Origin of the sequence: Actinoplanes sp. NPDC000266, assembly GCF_042899005.1 — a bacterium.
In the GTDB taxonomy this organism is placed as follows: Bacteria; Actinomycetota; Actinomycetes; order Mycobacteriales; family Micromonosporaceae; genus Actinoplanes.
Map to the genome: position 1 here is coordinate 69,324 of NZ_JBIAZI010000011.1, position 19,834 is coordinate 89,157.

General features: G+C 69.7%; 17 protein-coding genes. 8 read left to right on the forward strand and 9 right to left on the reverse strand.

The window, feature by feature from the left end; all coding sequences use genetic code 11:
* Positions 1 to 130 precede the first annotated feature (130 nt).
* Entirely contained in the window at positions 131 to 1,474 is a 1,344-nt protein-coding gene (locus tag ACFY36_RS37800) for an alpha/beta fold hydrolase (RefSeq protein ID WP_499750703.1), read from the reverse strand.
* 110 nt (positions 1,475 to 1,584) lie between these two features.
* On the opposite strand from ACFY36_RS37800, the gene ACFY36_RS37805 reads away from it, so the two are divergent.
* Positions 1,585 to 2,934, forward strand: a complete 1,350-nt coding sequence (locus tag ACFY36_RS37805; RefSeq protein WP_499750704.1) for a sensor histidine kinase — start codon at positions 1,585 to 1,587, stop codon at positions 2,932 to 2,934.
* Positions 2,922 to 3,599, forward strand: coding sequence for a response regulator transcription factor (locus ACFY36_RS37810; RefSeq protein WP_499750705.1), 678 nt, complete (start codon positions 2,922 to 2,924; stop codon positions 3,597 to 3,599). The genes ACFY36_RS37805 and ACFY36_RS37810 overlap by 13 nt, the downstream gene beginning before the upstream one ends.
* A gap of 41 nt (positions 3,600 to 3,640) precedes the next feature.
* On the opposite strand, the gene ACFY36_RS37815 is transcribed toward ACFY36_RS37810, so the two are convergent.
* The 4 genes from ACFY36_RS37815 to ACFY36_RS37830 are packed head-to-tail and all read right to left on the reverse strand — an operon-like array spanning position 3,641 to position 7,935.
* Entirely contained in the window at positions 3,641 to 4,846 is a 1,206-nt protein-coding gene (locus tag ACFY36_RS37815; RefSeq protein ID WP_499750706.1) for an ABC transporter ATP-binding protein, read from the reverse strand.
* Between the two features lie 6 nt (positions 4,847 to 4,852).
* Entirely contained in the window at positions 4,853 to 5,686 is an 834-nt protein-coding gene (locus tag ACFY36_RS37820) for a carbohydrate ABC transporter permease (protein ID WP_097318874.1), read from the reverse strand.
* Positions 5,687 to 6,652 (reverse strand): carbohydrate ABC transporter permease, encoded by a 966-nt coding sequence (locus ACFY36_RS37825; protein WP_499750707.1) that lies wholly within the window; start codon positions 6,650 to 6,652, stop codon positions 5,687 to 5,689.
* Positions 6,649 to 7,935, reverse strand: coding sequence for an ABC transporter substrate-binding protein (locus ACFY36_RS37830; protein WP_499750708.1), 1,287 nt, complete (start codon positions 7,933 to 7,935; stop codon positions 6,649 to 6,651). The genes ACFY36_RS37825 and ACFY36_RS37830 overlap by 4 nt, the downstream gene beginning before the upstream one ends.
* A gap of 141 nt (positions 7,936 to 8,076) precedes the next feature.
* Between ACFY36_RS37830 and ACFY36_RS37835 the strand changes: the two genes are divergently transcribed.
* Positions 8,077 to 8,655: a mycothiol-dependent nitroreductase Rv2466c family protein gene (locus ACFY36_RS37835; protein ID WP_499750709.1), complete on the forward strand. Its 579-nt coding sequence runs from the start codon at positions 8,077 to 8,079 to the stop codon at positions 8,653 to 8,655.
* 121 nt (positions 8,656 to 8,776) lie between these two features.
* Positions 8,777 to 9,046, forward strand: coding sequence for a hypothetical protein (locus tag ACFY36_RS37840; protein ID WP_499750710.1), 270 nt, complete (start codon positions 8,777 to 8,779; stop codon positions 9,044 to 9,046).
* Positions 9,047 to 9,201: 155 nt separating this feature from the next.
* Here the strand turns inward: ACFY36_RS37840 and ACFY36_RS37845 are convergent, their stop codons facing one another.
* The 4 genes from ACFY36_RS37845 to ACFY36_RS37860 all read right to left on the reverse strand — a co-directional run bounded on the left by ACFY36_RS37845 (position 9,202) and on the right by ACFY36_RS37860 (position 16,215).
* Positions 9,202 to 10,068 carry an LLM class flavin-dependent oxidoreductase gene (locus ACFY36_RS37845; RefSeq protein ID WP_499750711.1) on the reverse strand — a complete coding sequence of 289 codons (867 nt, stop codon included), beginning with the start codon at positions 10,066 to 10,068 and terminating at the stop codon, positions 9,202 to 9,204.
* Positions 10,069 to 10,147: 79 nt separating this feature from the next.
* Complete coding sequence (locus ACFY36_RS37850; protein ID WP_499750712.1) at positions 10,148 to 11,386, reverse strand: aminotransferase class I/II-fold pyridoxal phosphate-dependent enzyme; 1,239 nt, start codon at positions 11,384 to 11,386, stop codon at positions 10,148 to 10,150.
* On the reverse strand, positions 11,383 to 14,436 hold the full coding sequence (locus ACFY36_RS37855; protein WP_499750713.1) for a putative bifunctional diguanylate cyclase/phosphodiesterase: 3,054 nt from the start codon (positions 14,434 to 14,436) through the stop codon (positions 11,383 to 11,385). Before ACFY36_RS37855 ends, ACFY36_RS37850 begins: the two co-directional genes overlap by 4 nt.
* Before the next feature lie 57 nt (positions 14,437 to 14,493).
* The gene (locus tag ACFY36_RS37860) at positions 14,494 to 16,215 is read right to left on the reverse strand and encodes an SCO7613 C-terminal domain-containing membrane protein (protein WP_499750714.1); all 1,722 of its coding nucleotides are present in this window, start codon (positions 16,213 to 16,215) and stop codon (positions 14,494 to 14,496) included.
* 79 nt (positions 16,216 to 16,294) lie between these two features.
* On the opposite strand from ACFY36_RS37860, the gene ACFY36_RS37865 reads away from it, so the two are divergent.
* The 4 genes from ACFY36_RS37865 to ACFY36_RS37880 are packed head-to-tail and all read left to right on the forward strand — an operon-like array spanning position 16,295 to position 19,794.
* Complete coding sequence (locus ACFY36_RS37865; RefSeq protein ID WP_499750715.1) at positions 16,295 to 17,176, forward strand: ATP-binding cassette domain-containing protein; 882 nt, start codon at positions 16,295 to 16,297, stop codon at positions 17,174 to 17,176.
* Positions 17,173 to 17,775, forward strand: coding sequence for a hypothetical protein (locus tag ACFY36_RS37870; RefSeq protein ID WP_499750716.1), 603 nt, complete (start codon positions 17,173 to 17,175; stop codon positions 17,773 to 17,775). The genes ACFY36_RS37865 and ACFY36_RS37870 overlap by 4 nt, the downstream gene beginning before the upstream one ends.
* A gap of 37 nt (positions 17,776 to 17,812) precedes the next feature.
* Positions 17,813 to 18,928, forward strand: coding sequence for an NAD(P)/FAD-dependent oxidoreductase (locus ACFY36_RS37875; RefSeq protein WP_499750717.1), 1,116 nt, complete (start codon positions 17,813 to 17,815; stop codon positions 18,926 to 18,928).
* Positions 18,925 to 19,794 carry an RNA polymerase sigma-70 factor gene (locus ACFY36_RS37880; RefSeq protein ID WP_499750718.1) on the forward strand — a complete coding sequence of 290 codons (870 nt, stop codon included), beginning with the start codon at positions 18,925 to 18,927 and terminating at the stop codon, positions 19,792 to 19,794. Before ACFY36_RS37875 ends, ACFY36_RS37880 begins: the two co-directional genes overlap by 4 nt.
* Positions 19,795 to 19,834: the final 40 nt, after the last annotated feature.

A 19,834-nucleotide genomic window follows, 5' to 3' on the forward strand; every position in this document is an offset into this window, starting at 1 on the left:
CGAAGATGGTTGCCGGTGGTTCAAGGGGATCGAGAGCCTCCGCTTGGGCCACCGGCCCGCATCGCCCTCGGGTGGATGCGCGCCGCTCGTCCCGCCGGCCCTCACCGGCGCCGGGACGACGGTCGTGCGGTCAGCCGGCCAGAACATCGTCCAGCACCGCCACGAATCGGTCCGGCTGCTCGAAGATTGCCCGGTGGCCTGCCCCGGTAATCATCACGAGCTCTTTTCGCGGCGCCCGCAACTGCTCATACCACTCGTCGAAGAGCACCTCGAGTCCCCGCATCTCGTCGGCGCCCTGCACGAACCACGCCGGGACCGGCAGACTGGGCGCGTCACGGCGCAGATCGATCTCCTGCATCTGCGGATAGAGCACCGACCAGGTGTCAAGGATCGCGTTGATCGTGTGGGCCTTCTCCAGCAACGTGTATTCGCGGACCCCGATCTCAAACCCCAGGGACGGCTGCGCGTACGCCTCGTTCTCGTACAACATGATCGGCTCGTATCCCCAGACGTCCCGGTAGGGTGGCGGCCCTTGGCCGGCGAGCTGCTCGGCGACGTCGTTCCGGCCGGTGGCCCGGGCCCAGGCCAGGATGTCGTCGTAGAAGATCCGGTCGCTGGCCCGCAGATCGACGCCCTGGCCGGTGCCGATGTAGGCGGCGAACTTCTCCGGGGCGCGTTGCAGCGCGAGCACCGACAGGATCGAGCCACCCGAATGCCCGAGCAGATAAATCTTGTCGCGGTGGAAACGCTGTCGCAGATAGTCCGCGACGTCGATGACGTCCCGCACCATCCGGTCGAGTGTGGCCCGAGACGTCGGATCGAGCGCCGGATAGGAGGCGCCACCGCCCCTGCGGTCGAGGGTCGCCATGACGAAGCGCTGCTCGACCGCGCCGAGATGCTTACGGACAGCACCGAGCTCGGAGCCACCGGGTGCGCCCGGAACAAACAACAACACCGGCGCGTCGGCATGTGCACCCCGGATCATGACGTTGAGCCGGCCGACCGTCGCCAGGTCGGTCACGCCGCCCGGGATCGGCGCGGTGCGGGCCGGGATCGCGATCACGGCGGTCAGGAGCACCACAGCAGCGGCCGGCAGCGCGACCAGCACCTGTCCGAGCCGCCGGCGGACGCCCCGGCCGATGACGAGTCCGAGCAGCATCGGCAGCAGTGTGAGCACGGCCTGAAGGCCACGACCGGCGACCAGCACGACGAAGCCGAAGACGCTGGCATGGGGCGGCCCGGCGGACGGCCCGGCATAGCGGGACCGGGCGATCTCGAGCCCTAACAAGAAGGCCATCGGCACCAGGGCCACCACCAGGCGGGAGCGGCCGAAGCGGCCGGCGGCCAAACCGATCGCCGCGCTGACCCCCACCGAGAACAGCGCCTCGGCGATCGTCAGCGGGCCACGCGGGGTCCAGAGGCCGGCGGCGACACCCCAGCCGGCCGCGAGCACTGTCCACAGGATCGATGTCATGCCGCAGAGGATGGCGGAGGGAGCGGGTCGGGCACACGATGCTTTGGAAGGGGTCGGACCCATACTTTGGTAGGTCCTCAACGGACGCCCGCCCTCGTAGGCTGCGGGTCATGTCGTCGCTGCCGTTCCAGTTGCTGGTGCCCGATCCGCCGGGCTCCCGGCGGTCGGTCATCCGTGACCGGGTCGCCGACCTCATCGCCGTCCTGTGTGCTCTGCTCTACGGCGCCACCATGGTGCCCCTCGGCGATGCGACCTCGCCCTCCGCCGCTATTCCCTGGCAGGCCGATGTGGTGGTCGGTGTGCTGTGCGCGCTCGCGCTGTTCGCCCGCCGGCGATGGCCGCTCGGCGTCTGCCTCGTGCTGCTACCCGTCGGCGCCGTTTCGGTGATGGCGACGGGCGCCATCCTCATCGCGCTCTTCACCGTGGCGATCCGCTATCGGGCGGGGGTCGTCCTCATCCTCGCCGCCGCCCACGTCAGTACCGGCATCGTCTATTACGCGTTACAGGACAACCCGCCGTTCCCGCTGTGGGTCGACATCGTGTTGCGGGCCGCGACCGCCCTCGCCACGATCGGCTGGGGTTTGTTCCTGCGGGCGTACCGGCGGTTGACCCTGTCTCTGCGCCAGGAGGCGCTGCGGGCGGTCGAGGAACAGCAGTTGCGGATCGACCAGGCGCGGCTCACCGAGCGCTCTCGCATCGCCCGCGAGATGCACGACGTGCTGGCGCACCGGATGTCGATGGTGAGCCTGCACGCCGGTGCGCTCGAAGTGAGCAGCGACGCGCCTCCCGAGGAGATCGCGGCGGCTGCCCGCACGATCCGGTTGAGTGCGCACGAGGCTCTGGAGGAACTGCGCGCCGTCATCGGAGCGCTGCGTGAGGGAGGGCCGCCGCAGCCCGAGCCGCCGCAGCCGGGCCTCGCCGATGTGGAGGAGCTGGTGAACGGCGCGCGCACCTCCGGCATGACGATCGACTTCGTGTGGATGAGGCCGCCCGTCGAGCCGTCGCCCGTGCTCGGGCGTACGGCCTACCGGTTGGTCCAGGAGGCGCTGACCAACGCCCGCAAACACGCGCCCGGCGAGTCGGTGGATGTACGCCTCGACGGCGCCACCGGCGGCGACCTTCGCATCCTGGTCACCAACGCGCTGCCGGCCGAATCCGACGACCACGGCGCCGGCTGGCACCACCGGTCCCGATCGGGTGGGGCCGACGTCGACATGCCTGATCCGGGCGGGGCTACCAACGGCGTGGCCAAGCCGAGTGCGGCCGCTGACGGCGTGGCCGAGCCGAGCAGGACTGCCGACGGGGCAGCTGGGAGGGGCGGGGCTGATGACGGCGTGCCCGGGTCGGGCACCGGGCTGGTCGGCGCCGGTGAGCGGGCGGACCTGGTCGGCGGGCGGGTGGAGTACGGGCGTGAGGATGAGCGCTTTCGTTTCGAGGCCTGGTTGCCATGGCGGGAGTGATCGAGGAGAAGCGGCCCATCCGGCTGGCGATCGTCGACGACGACTCCATGGTTCGCGGTGCGCTGCGGCTGCTTTTCCGGCAGCAGCCCGACATCGAGGTGGTCGCGGAGGCGGAGAACGGCGTCGAGGCGATCAACGTGGCGTCGGCGAACTGGCCTGACGTCATGCTCATGGACATTCGGATGCCCAAGCTCGACGGCATGATCGCCACCCGGCAGATCCGGAGTCAGCCGGGGGCGCCGCAGGTCATCATGCTGACGACGTTCAACATCGACGAGTACGTGGTCGAGTCCCTGCGCTGCGGGGCCAGTGGCTTCCTGCTGAAGGACAGTGAGCCACAGGAGATCATCGCGGCCGTGCGGAGGGTTTCGGCCGGCGAGAGCATGCTGTCGCCGGCCGTGATCAGGAAGGTGGTCGACTACGTCGCCGATCCTGCGGCCGGCTCTCGGCGGGCCAAGGCCAAGTCGAAGCTCGCGGTCCTGACCGACCGGGAGCACGAGGTGGCGATCTGCCTCGGTGACGGCAGCTCCAACGCCGAGATCGGCGCCGCCCTCGGCATGAGCCTGCCCACCGTGAAGGGCCATGTTTCCCGTGTGATGGCCAAACTAGCGCTGAACAACCGCGTGCAGGTGGCCATCCTCGTCCACGATGCGGAGCTGTTGTGAACGGCGAGCGCCCGCGTGACGGGCGCCCGCCGTTCCTCCGGTCAGGACGCGGCCACTCCGGCCGCGCGGCCCTCGTGCAGGGTGATGTTCTTGCCGTCTCGCGGATCGAACAGGTGGATCTTCTCGAGGTTCATCCAGACCTTGGCGTCGGCGCCGTCGCGCACCCGCGACTCGGCCGACAGGCGGGTCACCAGGCTGTCCTGCGGCGGCAGGTCCGCGCCGCCCGCGTCGGCGGCCAGGTCCTCCAGGTCGGCGGAGGCCGCGTGCTCCCCCTCGACCGTGAAGTAGACGTATTTGTCCGAGCCCATCGACTCGACCAGGTCGACCGGGGCGGTGAACTCGAATCCCTTGGCCCGCTGGGTGTCGTCGATGAGGCGGGCGTCCTCGAAGTGCTCGGGGCGGATGCCGACGATCAGCTGGCGTGGGGCGTCGCTTCCGCTGAGCGTCCTCTTCATCCGCTCGCCGAGCGGCAGGTCACCGAGCGGCGTGCGCAACATCGACTCCTCGACGGCGGCCGGCAGGAAGTTCATCGACGGCGAGCCGATGAAACCGGCCACGAAGAGGTTCACCGGGTTGTCGTACAGGGTCTGCGGGTCGCCCACCTGCTGGATGTGGCCACCGCGCATGACCACGACCCGGTCGCCCAGTGTCATGGCCTCGGTCTGGTCGTGCGTCACGTACACCGTCGTGGTGCCCAGTTGCTTCTGAAGGCGCGACACCTGCGTACGCATCTGCACCCGCAGTTTGGCGTCGAGGTTGGAGAGCGGCTCGTCCATGAGGAACGCCTTCGGGCTGCGGACGATCGCCCGGCCCATCGCGACCCGCTGGCGCTGGCCGCCCGACAGGTTGGCCGGCTTGCGGTCCAGGTAATCCGTCAGCTCCAGGACGCGGGCCGCGTCCTCGACCTTCTGGTTGATCGTGGCCTTGTCCATCTTCGCGAGCTTCAGCGGAAAGGCCATGTTCTCCCGGACGCTCATGTTCGGGTAGAGCGCGTACGACTGGAACACCATCGCGATGTCCCGGTCCTTCGGCGCCTTGTCGTTGACCCGCTGGCCGCCGATGCGCAGCTCGCCGGAGGTGATGTCCTCCAGGCCGGCGATCATGTTCAGTGTCGTGGACTTCCCGCAGCCCGACGGGCCGACCAGGATGATGAACTCGCCGTCGGCGATCTCCAGGTCGATGCCGTGCACGGCGGTGGTGCCGTCCGGATAGCTCTTCGTGACCTTGTCAAGAACGATGTCAGCCATGGAAACCTAACCCTTCACCGCGCCGGACGTCAGGCCCGCGACGATGCGCCGTTGGAAGAACAGCACGAACAGGATGATCGGAATCGTGATCACCACGGCGGCCGCGGAGATCGCGCCGGTGGGGTCCTCGAACTGCGAGGCACCGGTGAAGAACGACAGCGCCGCCGGGACCGTGCGCGAGCGCTCGGTCGAGGTCAGCGAGATGGCGAACAGGAAGTCGTTCCAGCAGAAGATGAAGACGAGGATCGCGGTGGTGAAGACGCCCGGCGCCGCCAGCGGGGCGATCACCTTGCGGAACGCCTCGCCCTGCGTGGCGCCGTCCATCTTCGCCGCCTTCTCCAGGTCCCAGGGGATCTGCTTGAAGAACGCCGACAGCGTGTAGATCGCCAGCGGCAGGGCGAACGTGATGTACGGCAGGATCAGGCCGGCCCACGTGTCGAACAGGCCCGTGTTGCGCTCGATGTTGAACAGCGGTGTCACCAGCGACACCTGCGGGAACATCGCGATGAGCAGCGACACCCCGACCAGCAGCCCCTTGCCGGGGAAGTCGAGGCGGCTGATCGCGTACGCCGCCATGGTGCCCAGGACGACCGCGATCGTGGTCGCGATCAGCGCGATGCCGATCGAATTGATCAGGGCCCGGACGAACTGGTCGGTCTGGAAGATCAGCTTGTAGTTGTCGAGTGTCCAGTCGCGTGGGATGAAGTTGCCGTCGGTCAGCGTCGGCGTCGTCTTGAACGACAGCGACGCGATCCAGAGCACCGGGATCAGGGCGAAGACGACGACGACCGCGTCCAGCAGACCCCATTTGACCTTCGCGGAGGTGTTTACGGTAGCCATCTAGCGCTTACCCTCCTCGCTGGCGCCCGGCGCCGCGGTGCCGAAGAGCTTCACGAAAACGAACGCGATGATCGCGACCGTCAGGAAGATCAGCACGGACATCGTCGAGCCGATGCCGAGGTTGAGCCCCTTGATCAGGTTGTTGTAGGCGATCATCGACACGGACGACGTCTCATTGGCGCCGTTGGTGAGCACGTAGATGTTGTCGAAGACGCGCAGGGCGTCCAGGGTGCGGAAGAGCAGGGCGACCAGGATCGCCGGCTTCATCACCGGCAACATCACCTTGGTGAACCGCTGCCACCAGCTCGCGCCGTCCATCGAGGCCGCCTTGAGCAGGTCGTCCGGCACCAGGGCGAGACCGGCCATGAGCAGCAGAGCCATGAACGGCGTGGTCTTCCAGATCTCGGCCAGGATGATGATGGCCAGCGCGCTGGCCCGTTCCGTCAGCGGCGCGCCCTCGGGGCTGACCAGGTTGGCCAGATAGCCGGTGCCCGGCGTCCACGCGTAGCGCCAGCTGAAAGCGGCGACGACCGTGACGATGCCGTACGGGATGAGGGCGGAGGTTCGCACCAGCCCGCGCCCGACCAGCGTGCGGTGCATGATCAGCGCCAGCCCCATGCCGAGCACCAGCTCGACCACCACGGAGACGACGGTGATCAGCATGGTGACGCCGAAGGCCGTCCACCAGTAGCTGTTGGACAGCACGGTCACGTAGTTCTCGAACCAGACGAACTGCCGGTCCTCGGGGAACTTGAGGTCGTAGCGCTGCAAGGACAGCCAGAACGAGTAGAGGATCGGGTACGCGGTCACGACCACCATGACCAGCGCGGCCGGCGCGCACAACAGCCAGCCCAGCTTGCGCTCCTGCTTCTTGCCCTCGCTCAGCTCGGCACGGCGGCGCTGACGCTGGCGCGGGATCTTCTGCTCCGCGGTCTCCGCCGCCGGCGTGGTGCTGGAGATGCTCACGGCAGCACTCCCTTCGACTCGAGGGCGTCCTGGATGGAGCTCTTCAGCTCGGCGCCGGTCCGGTCCGGATCGATGCTCGCGGGCGGCGAGAGCTCAGCCGAGACGACGGTGGAGAGGTTCTGGTACGCGGGGGTCCGCGGTCGCGGAGCGGCGTCCTTCAGCTCCTCGAGCAGCGTCTCCTTCATCGGGTACGCCTCGGCCATCTCCGGCTCGTTGTACACGGCCTCGATCGACGGCGGCTGCCCGGCGTTGATCGCCAGGTACTTCTGCGCCTCCGGGCCGCGCAGGCACTTGGCCGCCTCGAACGAGAGGTCCGGGTGCTTGCTGAACGCGCTGACCGCGACGTTGGAGCCGCCGATCGTCGTGATGCTCGGCTTGTTCGGGTCGATGCCCGGGTACCGCGCCCACGCGACATTCTTGGCGAGATCCGGGGCGTCGCTCTGCATCGAGGCGTACACGTACGGCCAGTTCAGCTGGAACGCGCCGTCGCCGTTCTGGAAGGCGAGCCGCACATCGTCCTCGATCATGTTGGAGAACGACGGGCTGGTCACGCCGGCGGTCGCGAAGGTCTTCAGGGTCCGCAGCGCGTTGATCGCCCCGGCGTCCATCACAGCCGACTTGCCGTCCTCGCTCACCACCGTGCCGTCGGAGCTGGCGACCAGGCTGTTGTACAGCACCACCAGGCCTTCGTACTGGGCTCCCATGGTGAGCACCTGGTACGTCTTGCCCTCGGCCTTGAGCTTCTGGGACATCTGGATCATCTCGTCCCACGTCTTCGGTGGGGTCGGCACGAGGTCCTTGCGGTACCACAGCAGCTGCACGTTGGTGTTGTTCGGCGCCGCGTACAGCTTGCCGTCGTACTCGCCTGAGGCGAGCGGTCCGGGCAGCGTGCCGTTCTCGATCTCGCTCCTGTCGGCGCCGGTCCATTCCTTGATCCAGTTGGCGCTGGCGAACTCCTGGGTCCAGGTGACGTCCATGCCGAGCAGGTCCATGCTGTCGTCCTTGGCGGCGAGGCGGCGGACCATCTGGACCCGCTGGTCGTCGGCCGCGCGCGGCAGCACCTGGTACTTGATCTCGTACTTGCCCGCCGCCTTCTGGTTGCACATGTCCACGACGGATTGCATGTTCTCGACGGGGAACTGGTACAGGTTGAGGACGGGTACGCCGCCGTTGTCGTCTGATCCGCAGGCTGCCAGCGGTGCTGCCAGGGCTAGCGCGGCGCCCGCCGCGAGTGCCCGAGCGCGCAGGGTGCGCCTTTGCGGATGTCGGTCGATAGTCGCCATTGACCCTCCATCCGGCCGAACGTGCGTCGAAGTGATCTCTGTCACTTCGACGGCCAGTGATCCTCCTGCCCCACACAGCGACGAAACAAACCCGTCCTGGTTCCGGGAAACGCAGGTCCCGCGCGCCCTAGGCTGTGATCCATGGAGGCCACTTACTACTTCGATCCCGCGTGCCCGTTCACCTGGCGCACTTCGCGCTGGCTGGTCGCGGTCGCCCCCGAGCGCGACCTGAGCCTGCGCTGGCGCGCGTTCAGCCTGAAGATCCTCAACGGCGACAACATCCCCGAGCAGTACCGGGCGGCCACCGACGCGTCCTTCCGGGCGTTGCGGCTGGTCGAGGCCCTGCGGGCGGATCGTCGCGAGGAGGTGGCGGCGGCGTTCTACACCGAGATCGGCACCCGGGTGCACGACGGCGGGGCGGCGCTCACCGACGAGCTGGTGCAGGAGGCCGCCGAGGCCGCCGGCATCGAGGACGCCAAGGCGGTGCTCGACGACGCGAGCTGGGACGACGCCGTGCGGGAGTCGCACGAGGCGGCGCTCGCCCTGGCCGGGCCGGGCATCGGCTCGCCGGTCGTGCACGTCGAAGGGGCCAAGCGCGGCCTCCACGGCCCGATCATCGGCGCGGTCCCCGAGCGCGAGGAGGCCCTGGCGATCTGGGACGCGGTCGCGCCGCTGAGCCGCATCGACACCTTCTTCGAGGTGAAGCGCGGCCGCAGCTGAATGACGTGGCGGCGTGGGGGCTGAGAGTTGGCTGTGGACACGTCGCGGGTGGGGCTTGATGCGTTTAACGGCGTAAGGGGGGCGGGTATCCGCGTCGCGCCGCAGAACACGGGAGGGCTACATGGCCGAGCCACAGGTCACCTTGGATCCACAGAGCCTCAACCCGGTGGAGGAGAAACTTCGCGAGCCGCTCGAGGAGCAACTCACCTCGGCGCTGCAGGTCGCAACGGACAAGCTTCGGCACGAGTACGCCGGGCAGAGTGTCGACGAGGTCACCACAGTGCTCCTGGAGGAAACCAAGTCGCATCTGCATCCGGACATCGCTGCCGGGTTCCACCCGGATCACTACCAGTTGCGCCAGGTGGCCGAGGCCATCGTCGCGGAGCACTGAGACGGCGGCGCGCTGAGACGTGGAGCGCTGGGCCAGCGGAGCACCGAGACGCTGAGACGTGGAGCGCTGGGCCAGCGGAGCACCGAGACGCTGAGACGTGGAGCGCTGACACCACGAAGGGCCGGCCGCGGGGAAACGGCCGGCCCTTCGTGGTGTCAGGGGTGGACCAGGTCGCGCAAAGTGTCCATGGCCTTGAGGCGGGTGGGGCCTGTGCCCAGGAGGGCGTCGGGGATGATCAGCTCGTCCAGGCCGAGGGACTCGTACTCGGCGATCGCGTCCTTCAGAGCTTCGATGGAGCCGCCGATCACCGGGGCGGTCAGGCCCTCGGGGATGGCGCCGTCGACGACGGTCAGGGCCTGGGCGGTTCGGGCGATCGTGTGCGGGTCGCGGCCGATCGCGGTGCAGTGGTCGTCCAGGACCTTCGACTTCTGGGCTATGTGTGACGGCACGCCCCACGTGTTCCAGGCGTCGGCATGCTCGGCCACTATGCGGAGCATGCGCTTCTCGCCCTTCGCGCCGATCAGGATCGGGAGCGGGGTCCGCAGTGGCTTCGGGTCGCATTCGGCGTCGGTGAGCTGGTAGTACTCGCCCTGCAGGGTTGTGCGGGGCTGGGTCAGCAAACCCTTGATGGCCAGCAGGCCCTCGACGAAGCGGTCGATGCGCTGCTTCACCGGGGGCAGCTCGATGCCGTACTGCTCATGCTCGTTGATCTGCCAGCCGGCGCCCACGCCCAGCCGGAAGCGACCGTCGCTGATGTGGTCGACGGTTGCTGCCATGTTCGCGAGGACGGCCGGGTGACGGTATGTCATGCCGTACACCAATGTGGTGATCTCGATCCTCGGCACCGCCGCGGCCAGGGCCGCTACCACCGAGCCGCACTCGAGCACCGGGCCCGACTCGCCGTTGGGCATGAAATGGTCGGCGAAGTGCACGCCGTCCCAGCCGGTCTCCGCAGCGTGCCGGGCCGCCTCGAGCACGCCCGCAAAGCTCTGCCCCGCGCCCGGCCAGATAGAAAGTCGCATACCGCGATCATCACATTGATGAGGGAACGCAGAGTGAGCAGGCCGGGCGGCAGGGAGCCGCCCGGCCGAGGAGCGAGAGTCAGGCTCGGCGGAGCTTGCCCGCCGCGTGAAGCTCCGTGATGACCGCGTTCAACTCGTCCAGCTCGTCGTCGCCGTTCGCCGCCGTCACCTGGGCCCGGAAGCCCACCTGGTCGCGCGGGACCAGGGGGTACGCCGCCAGCGTCACGTAGATGCCCCTGTCCCACAGCAGCTTGCCGACCGCGTCGATGTCCTCGCCGTCGGCCAGCGGCAGCTCGATCACCGGCGTGCTGCCCGTGTTCGGGGTGTAGACGCCCAGGGCCCGTACGTGATCCAGGACCTTCATGGTCTTGCGGTACAGCTCAGCGCGGATGTCGTCGCCCCGCTTCTCGTTCACCGACAAACCGGCCAGCACCGTCGCCAGCGACGCCGTCGGGGCCGGGCCCGAGTACAGGTAGGGCGGCGCCGACACCTTCAGGTGGTTCTTCAGCCACGTCGGCAGGGCCAGGAAGGCCAGAAGCGACGAGTAGCTCTTCGAGAAACCGCCCACCAGCACGATGTTGTCGTACGTCTCGCCGGCGTACTTGACGATCGCGTTGCCCTTCAAGCCGTACGGGGACTTCTCGTTCACGCCCCGCTCGCCGATCACGCCGAAACCGTGCGCGTCGTCCACGTACAGCAGCGCCCCGTACTCCCGGCACACCGCCGCGAACGCCGCCAGGTCCGGCGCGTTGCCCGTCATGCTGTTCACGCCGTCCATCGCCACGATCTTCGACACGCCGGTCGGCGCCGCGCGAAGCAAAGCGCGCAATTCGGACACATCAGAAGAAGCGAAGCGAGAAACCGTGGCGCCCAGCCCACGGGCGTACATCGAACCGTCGTAAATGGTCTTGTGGGCCTGGGAGTCGAGGAAGATGTGGCCCTTGCCGGCCAGGATCGGCAGCACCGACATGTGGATGTGGGTGATCGTCGGCAGGACCAGCGTGTCGGGCGCGTCCAGCAGCGCCGTCAGCTTCTCCTCGATCTGCGGGTAGAGCGCCGGGTTGCCCAGCAGCCTCGACCAGCTCGGATGCGTTCCCCAGCGGCGCACCTCGGGCTCGATCGCCTCCATGATCTCGGGCTCGAGGTCGAAGCCGAGGTAGTTGCAGGACGCGAAGTCGGCCAGCCAGTGATCGCCGACCCGGATGCGGCGGCCCTTCACCTCTTCGATCGTGGCGTCGTACATAGGGTTGCCACTGCGCAGCCGCTCCAGGTCCGCCCACTTGCCGTCGCGCTTGACGAACTCGAGACCGTCGCTCATGAAAGACCCTTCGTGAGAATCATCGATTGGAACTCTTCGGATGTGACCGGCTTGGAGAACAGGTAGCCCTGTCCGTACGGGCACCCCATCGCGACCAGGGCCGCGCGGTGCTCCTCCAGCTCGATGCCCTCGGCCACGACCGCCAGGTCGAGCGTGCGGGCCAGGTTGACGATCGTTTCCACGAGCGCCATCTGTTGCTTGCTGTGCAGGATGTCGTCGATGAAGGACTTGTCGATCTTCAGGACGTCGACCGGCATCTGGCTCAGGTAGCTCAGCGACGAGTAACCCGTGCCGAAGTCGTCGATCGCGATCCGGACGCCCATGGCGCGCAGCTCGCCGAGGTCGCGCCACACCTGGTCGGCGTCGTGCAGCACCAGGCTCTCGGTGATCTCCAGCAGGAGCCAGCGGGGATCCGAGCCGGTCTCGGCGAGCACCGCGCGCACCTGGTCGACGAACCCGGGCGTACGGAACTGGCGGGCCGACACGTTCACGCTGACGTACCGCATGAGAGTGCCGGCCTCCGAACGCCGCCACTCGGCGAACGTGCGCAGCGCCTCCCGCAGCACCCAGCCACCGATCGCGACCACCGCGCCGTTCTCCTCGGACAGCTCGATGAACTCGTTCGGGCCGAGCAGGCCGCGGGCCGGGTGCTGCCAGCGCACCAGCGCCTCGAGGCCGATCGTCTCGCCCGTCGGCAGGTCGACGATGGGCTGGAAGCGCAGCCGCATCTGGTCGCCGGGCACCGCTTCGTTGAGGGCCGAGCGCATCTCGAGGCGGCGCAGCATCGCCTCGTGCATCTCGTCCTCGTAGCGCTGCCACGTGTTCTTGCCCTCGGTCTTCGCGCCGTACATGGCCACGTCGGCCCGGCGCAGCAGCTCGGTGATCCCGGCCGCCTCGGCGCTGGTCGCGACGCCGACGCTGGCCGCGCCGCGCACCAGGTGCGTGGCCCCGGTGGCGTCGGTGACCTCGATCGGCTCGGACAGGGCGGCCACGATCCGTCCCGCGATCTGCTCGGCGTCGGCCTGCGCGTCGACCTGCTCCAGCAGCACGGCGAACTCGTCGCCGCCGGTGCGGGCCACCGTGCTCAGCGGGCCCACCACGGCCGAGATGCGCTCGCCGACCGTGGTCAGCAACTGGTCGCCGGCGGCGTGCCCGAGCGTGTCGTTGACCTCCTTGAAGTCGTCGAGGTCGATGAACAGGACCGCCACCTCGTGCCGGCGCCCGTCGGCGAAGTGCGCCGCGTGCTCGAGCCGGTTCTGGAACAGCGCGCGGTTGGCCAGCCCGGTCAGCGCGTCGTGGTACGCCTGGTGGGCCAGGTCGTTCTCGAGGCGCCGGCGCTCCGTGACGTCTCTTATGGTGACCACGAGCCCGGCCACGGCCGGGTCGTCGCGCAGGTCGCGGCAGGTGCACTCGACCTGCAGGAGCAGGTCGTCGCCGCTGATCGCGGTCAGGTCGACGCCGTCGCGGAAGCCGGTGCCGGAGCGCACCTGGTCGAGCAGGCTGGTCAGCTCGGCGTGGTCGGTGGCGGCGATGAGCCGGCGCAGCGGCATGCCGACCATGTCGGTGTGGCCGAAGACGGGCAGCGCCGACGGGCTGGCGTAGCGGATCACCTCGTCGTCGCCGACGATCATGATCACGTCGGAGGCGCTCTGGATCAGCGCGCGGAAGTAGTCCTCGCTGCTGCGCCGGTTCACCTCGGCGGTCAGGTTGATCCGCTCGATGGCCATCGTGCCCTGGGTCATCAAGGCCACGAAGGCGGGCTCGAGCGCGGTCAGCACCTCGTCGTCGGCGGCCAGGTAGAGCCGGCGGTGCCGGCGCGGCTCACCCGGCTTGCGGGGCGAGGCGATCGCCTCGGCGCACAGCGCCCAGGTGAAGTCCGCGAACGCGTGGCCGACCAGGGCCGGCTCGTCGGCGATCAGGACGCGGCGGGTGCCGACCAGACCGGTCGTGTTGCCCGGCTTGGCGTCGACGGAGAGCACGAACTCGGCCCACGGCTGCCCGGCCGGCACGATCGCGCCGAGCGCCTTCTTCAGGGCCTCGTACGCCTCGGCCTCGCTGCTCGCCGCGACCAGGTCGGCGCCGGTGATGCGCAGCGTGCGCTCCCGGGCGGCGTTGATCCGCTGGGTCTGCATGAGACCGGACACCCGCAGCATCACCGCGAGGAACATCAGCGCGCTGGCGGTGGCGATCATCGGGGCGTCGGTGACGTCGCCGCCGAGGTCCTCGATCAGCAGGACGGCCGGGGCGATGAGGGCCGCGGCCACCATGGCCGCGATCCGGCGCCCGCCGACTATGGTCTGCGTGACCCGCTCGCCGGTGGCGGTCAGGTCCCGCATCGACGGGTGCAGCGACGACAGCGCGATCGCGGTGTAGAACAGGATCCAGCCGAAGTCGACCGGGCCGCCGACCTCCCAGTTGTCGGCGAGCTGGCGCAGGCCGTAGATGACGTCGGTGACCAGCAGGCTGGAGACGCCGACGACCAGGATGGTCAGCGCGGCCGGCTTGCGGCCGCCGCCGGTGAGCAGCCGGGCGAACATGGCCAGGGCCAGCACGTCACCGAGCGGATAGGCGATCGAGACGAGCTTGTCGGGCAGGGTCAGGCCGGTGTCGTGGACGTACGGCGCGATCAGGAAGACCCAGGAGAGCAGGCCGAGACCGGCCGTGGGCACGAGCGCGTCGAGCAGCGCGGCCCGGTTGTCGGTGCCCGACCGGGCCCGGATGAAGATCAGCAGGGCGACCGCGAGCATCGGGTAGATGATCAGGTAGAACAGGTCGGCCAGCGACGGGAACGGGTTGGCGTACCCGAGGTAGTCGGTGAGCACGTTGTAGGTGGTGTCGCCCAGGGTGAAGCAGGCGACCACGGCCGAGAGCAGATACCAGGGCAGCTTCCGTGACGGCTTGTGCAGCCGGATGCCGACCAGTACGGCCGCCGCCCCGGAGAGCCCGATCGCTGCCCACGAGTACATGCTGTACTCCGGCAACGCGTAGAAGACCACCGTCAGGGCAGCCACCCACGCGGCGAAGCACATCTGCATGCGCGCGGCGGACATCCGTGCCTCCGATCTAGGGAACGACAGGCCCCTAGATCGGCCGTGGGCGGCGCCGCTTTACGAAAACCGGTGCAGGGTGGCGCGGAGCCGGTCCAGGTCACGCCGCCGGCGCTCCAGCGTCATCGCCAGCATCACCAGCAGCAGCCCAGCCGCGGCGAGCGGGATCCACCGCGGGACCAGGTCCCACACCGGCGCCAGCTCGTGCAGCGCGACCAGGGCCAGGACGCCGCCGCCGAGCAGCACCGGCGCCCGCAGTCCGGCCCGTGCGCCGGCCAGCACGATTCCCAGCGCGCCGAGGCCGAGCAGCAGCCGTCGCAGGTGCTGCCCGTCACCGCCGAGGATCGAGATCAGGCTCGGCAGCAAGGCCACCACCAGGGCAGGGCCGTAGGTGGTCCAGCTCCCTGCCGCCGGGCGCGCCCGGCGGATGAGGATTCCGGCCAGCAGAGCGACGCTTGCGGTGGTCAGGGTGTACGCCTCCAGGACGCGCACATCCGCCTGGGCCAGCGCCATGATCGCCGCATTGACGATCACGGTGTACGCCCCCAACAGCGCGACCGGCCGGCGCCAGGCGGCCGGAACGAGAACGACCGTGGCCGCCCCGAGCAGCGCCAGCGCCACCGGAGCCGACCAGTCGGCCCTCGCCATCGAGATCTGATCCACGGTCACCACCAGGACGGCGACACCCAGCACACCGACCGCCGAGGAGGCCCCGATCCGAGCCCCGAGCAGCCGCCACGACGGCAGAGCCACCACCAGCACCACCGCGGCGACGTCGATCAGCCAGCCGGCCGGGCTCAGCACCGCGGCGACCCGCCCGGCCGCGACCACGAACGCCACCACGAACAGGGCCGGCGCGATGGTCCGCGCGATCCGCTGCCGCGCGACATTCGCCCCCGCGACCACGACGAGGGCCGCGGCGATCAGCGCCGCCGCCGGCCCCATCGGCTCGTCCGAGACCAGGCCGATCAGCGCGCACCCGGCCGCCACCATCACGGCCACCCCGCCCGTCACCGCCGAGGCCACGCGCATGCGCCCGGTCGCCAGCACCGCCACGTCGAGCGCGGCCACCCCCACGAACGTGAAGGCCCACCCGGTCAGGCCGGGCCCGGCGATCGCCACCAGCAGCGGCAGCACCGGCTGCGCCACCAGCAGGGCGGCGTAGCGCGGGGCGACCAGCCCGGTGAAGTGCTCGTACCCGGCCGCCACGGCCCCGGTGACGGCGCAGACGGCGGCCGCGTATCCCCAGGCCGAACCGTCGGCGACGCCGAACAGGTTGACGTGCCAGGCGGCGTACCCGTCAAGCAGCGTCAGCAGAAGGCCCACCGCGGCGAAAGTCTCGGCCGTGGCCGTCAGGCCGCGCCGCTTCACCAGCGGCGGCACCACGAGCGCCACCCCGGTGAACCCGGCGAGCACCACGGCCCGTCCGCCGACGCCGAACTGAGCCCAGGCCACGGCCGTGAACACGACAGCGGCCACCGCGAGCAGCAGCCCACCCAACAGGAAAAGGACATTCTGCGCAAAACGCGGAGCATTGGCCGGCGCCGGAGCCTGAGACCGCACTCGGGCCGCGGCCGCGTTCCGCCGCGCCCACACCCCGTTGAGCGCCGCCTCGATCTCCGTGACGACCAGCCGGGCCGAGCCCAGCCGCTTGATCAGCTCGGTGATCTCGGCATCCGCCCGGACCACCTCGATCGCGTCGCGATCCGGGCCGCGCCCGCAAGCCGGGCAGCCGGTCGCCTCCGAGGCCGTGTTTCCGCAGATCGCGCAGGGGTAGGTCATGACGTCGATCCTTGTCGCGGCCGGCTCCGGGCGGATGAGTCCGCGTACTCACTTGACCCGGGCGTGAATAATCCCGTCGATGATCGAGATCCGGGAATTGACGAAGACCTACGGCGGCGTCGACGCCGTCAAGGACGTCACGTTCACCGCCTCGCCGGGCCGGGTCACCGGATTCCTCGGGATGAACGGGTCGGGCAAGACCACCACCCTGCGCGTGCTGCTCGGCCTGAGCCGCGCCACCTCGGGCCAGGCCCTGGTCAACGGCCGCCGCTACCGCGACCTCGACCAGCCGTTGCGCCAGGTCGGCGCGGTCCTCGAACAGGGCCTCAGCCATCCCGGCCAGACCGGGCGCGGCCATCTGCGCACCCAGGCCTTCCTCTGCGGCGCCGGCTCCGATCGGGTCGACGAGCTTCTGGAGTACGTCGGCCTGGCCGACGCCGGGAGCAAACGGACCGGCGACTATTCACTGGGCATGCGGCAGCGCCTGGCCGTGGCCACCGCCATGCTGGGCGCGCCGCCGGTTCTCGTGCTCGACGAGCCCGCCAACGGCCTCGACCCGTCCGGCATGGCCTGGCTGCGCGGGCTGCTGCGCGGCCACGCCGAGGCCGGCGGCACCGTGCTCATCTCCAGCCACCTGCTCGGCGAGCTGGAGCAGCTGGTCGACGACGTGGTGATCATCGCGGACGGCCGGGTCCGCCTGGCCGAGCCCCTCGAAGCGCTGACCGGCCGGCAGGCGCTGCGGCTCCGCGTCCGGGGCCGTGATCCGCACGCCCTGTGGGCCGCCTTCGAGCAGGCCGGGGCCGGTGTGACCACCGATGGCCACGTGCTGTTCGTGACGGGGCTGACGCCGGAGGACGCCGGCGAGGTCGCGTACGAGGCCCGGCAGCCGATCTACGAGCTCACCGTCGACACCCCGACGCTGGAACAGCTCTTCTTCCAACTGGCCGGGAGCGCCGCGTGATCGCCGTGATCCGCAGCGAGCTCTACCGGACGCTCTCCATCCGGTCGAGCTGGGTCTCGCTGGCCGGCACGATCGCCCTGGCCATGGTGTTCGGCTTCCTCAGCGCCGACTTCTGGTCGCTGTTCGCCGGTCTCGGCGCCTTCGGCATCGCCGTGGTCACCACCTCGGCCCACTATCAGCACCGCACCGCCGTGCTGCTCTTCCTCGGCCGGCCCCGGCGGCTGACCGTGCTGGCCGGCCAGTGCGTGTCCGCCGTGCTGATCGCGGTGGCGCTTGCCGTGATCAGCGGCTTCTCCTTCATCGGCGGCCAGGAGATGAAGCAGTTCACCGGCACCCTGATCGCCGTCCCGATGATCGCCCTGTTCGGCGTGGCCAACGCGACCCTCGTACGCCGCCCGCTCTGGCTCTTCGTCGGTTACATCAGCTTCATCACCTTCGTCGAGGGCCTGCTCGGCCAGCTCAAGGACCCGTGGCCGTTCACGTCGTTCCTCGACGCGGCCAGCGGCAAGCCGGAGGGCCTGCTCAAGTTCACCCTCTGGACCGTCCTGGCCATGGCCGGAGCAGTCTGGAGCATCCGGCGAGATCTCTCCGGCGATTAGATGTCACAACCGCGGGGGCTGCTTACGTCTCGCGGGCATGAACATCTTGATTCTGGGCGCCGGATACGCCGGCATGGCCGCGACGAGCAACCTGGCGGGGCGCCTGCGCCACCGCGACGACGTGACGATCACCCTGGTCAACGCCGAGGAGCGGTTCACCGAACGCCTGCGGCTGCACATGACCGCGGCCGGCCGGACGACCGCCGACCTGAGCATCCCCGAGCTGCTGAAGGACACCCGCGTCCGGTTCGTCCGGGGCCGGGTGACCGAGCTGCGTGACGGCGCCGCCTACGTCGACGGTGAGCCGCTCCCCTACGACCGGCTCGTCTTCGCGCTCGGCTCCGCGGTCGTCGCGCCCGACCACACGTACACCCTCAACAGCTGGACCGAGACGCAAGCGCTGGCGAAACACCTCGCCGGATCGGTGGTGGTCTGCGGCAGCGGCCTCACCGGAGTCGAAGCGGCGACCGAGATCGCCGAGGCTCACCCCGGCGTGCCGGTCACCCTGGTCGGCCGCGAAATCCCGGGGGCTTCGATGTCGGTCAAGGCCCGTGCGCACCTCACGGCCGCTTTGACCCGATTGGGAGTACGGGTTCTGAGCGGCGTCACGGTCGAGAAGGTGCTGCCCGGCGCGGTGGTCCTGGACGACGGTTCGACGCTGCCCTCGGACTACACCCTGTGGACGGCCGGGGTGCATGCTTCTCCCCTGGCCGCCGAGGCCGGCTTCACGGTCGACGACCACGGGCGCATCGTCACCGACGAGAGCCTGCGCTCGGTCTCCCACCCGCACGTCTACGCCGTCGGCGATGCCGCCCACATCGAGCAGCGGTACGGCGTCATGCACGGCACCTGCCAGGGCGGCATGCCGACCGGCGTGCACGCGGCCCTGTCGATCCTCCGCGAGCTCGACGGCAAGCAGCCGGAGCGGTTCCGGTTCGGCTACTTCCACATGCCGGTCAGCCTCGGCCGGGGCGACGCGGTCGTCCAGTTCACCCGCCCCGACGACAGCCCCCGCCGTATATACCTGGCCGGGCGGGCCGCCGTCCGGTACAAGGAGACCGTGACCGCGAGCCCCTGGCCCACCTTCCGCCGCATGCTGCGCATGCCACGATCGGCGTCGTTCTGGACGTACGGCGGGCGGTACACCCGGTGACCACCGCCTTCGACGACTACCGCAACCTGCTGTTCGCGGTCGCCTACCGCATCCTCGGCTCGGCCTCCGACGCCGAGGACGCGGTGCAGGACGCCTGGCTGAAGTGGTCGGCCGCGGACCGTTCGGGGGTCACCGACCCCAAGGCGTACCTGACGCGCATCGTCTCGAACGTGGCGATGGACCAGCTGCGCTCGACCCGGAGGCAGCGTGAGACGTACGTGGGCCCGTGGCTCCCGGAGCCGATCCTGACCACGGCGGAGACGGCCGACGCCGACTCGGTGTCGATGGCGATGCTGGTGGTGCTCGAGTCGCTGAGCCCGCTGGAGCGGGCGGTGTTCGTGCTGCGCGAGGTCTTCGACTTCAGCTATCCGGAGATCGCGACGGCGGTGGAGCGTTCCGAGGCGGCGGTACGCCAGGCGGCGCACCGGGCCCGCGAACACGTTCAGGCGCGGCGGCCCCGCTTCGCGGCCGACAAGGACCGGCAGCGCGACGTCACCGACCGTTTCCTGTCGGCCGCGACCGGCGGCGACATCAACACGCTGATGGAGGTGCTGGCCCCGGACGTCACCCTGTGGACCGACGGCGGCGGCAAGGTCCGTCAGGCCCTGCGCCCGGTCATCGGCGCCGAAAAGGTGGCGGCCTGGTTCGCGGCGGTGGGCCAGCGGGCGTACGAGGGGGTCACGCCGGCCGAGATGAGCGTCGCCCTGACCGAGATCAACGGCGGCCCCGGCATGCTCTTCACCGGAGCCGGCCGCGTCATCTCCACCGTGACGTTCGAGTTCGACGGCGAGGGCCGCATAACCGCCATCCACAACGTCGCCAACCCCGACAAGCTACGAGCCGTAGCAAGCGGCATCCCCCACTGACCCACTACCCACCGCCACCGTCCCGCCGCCAGTGCCCACC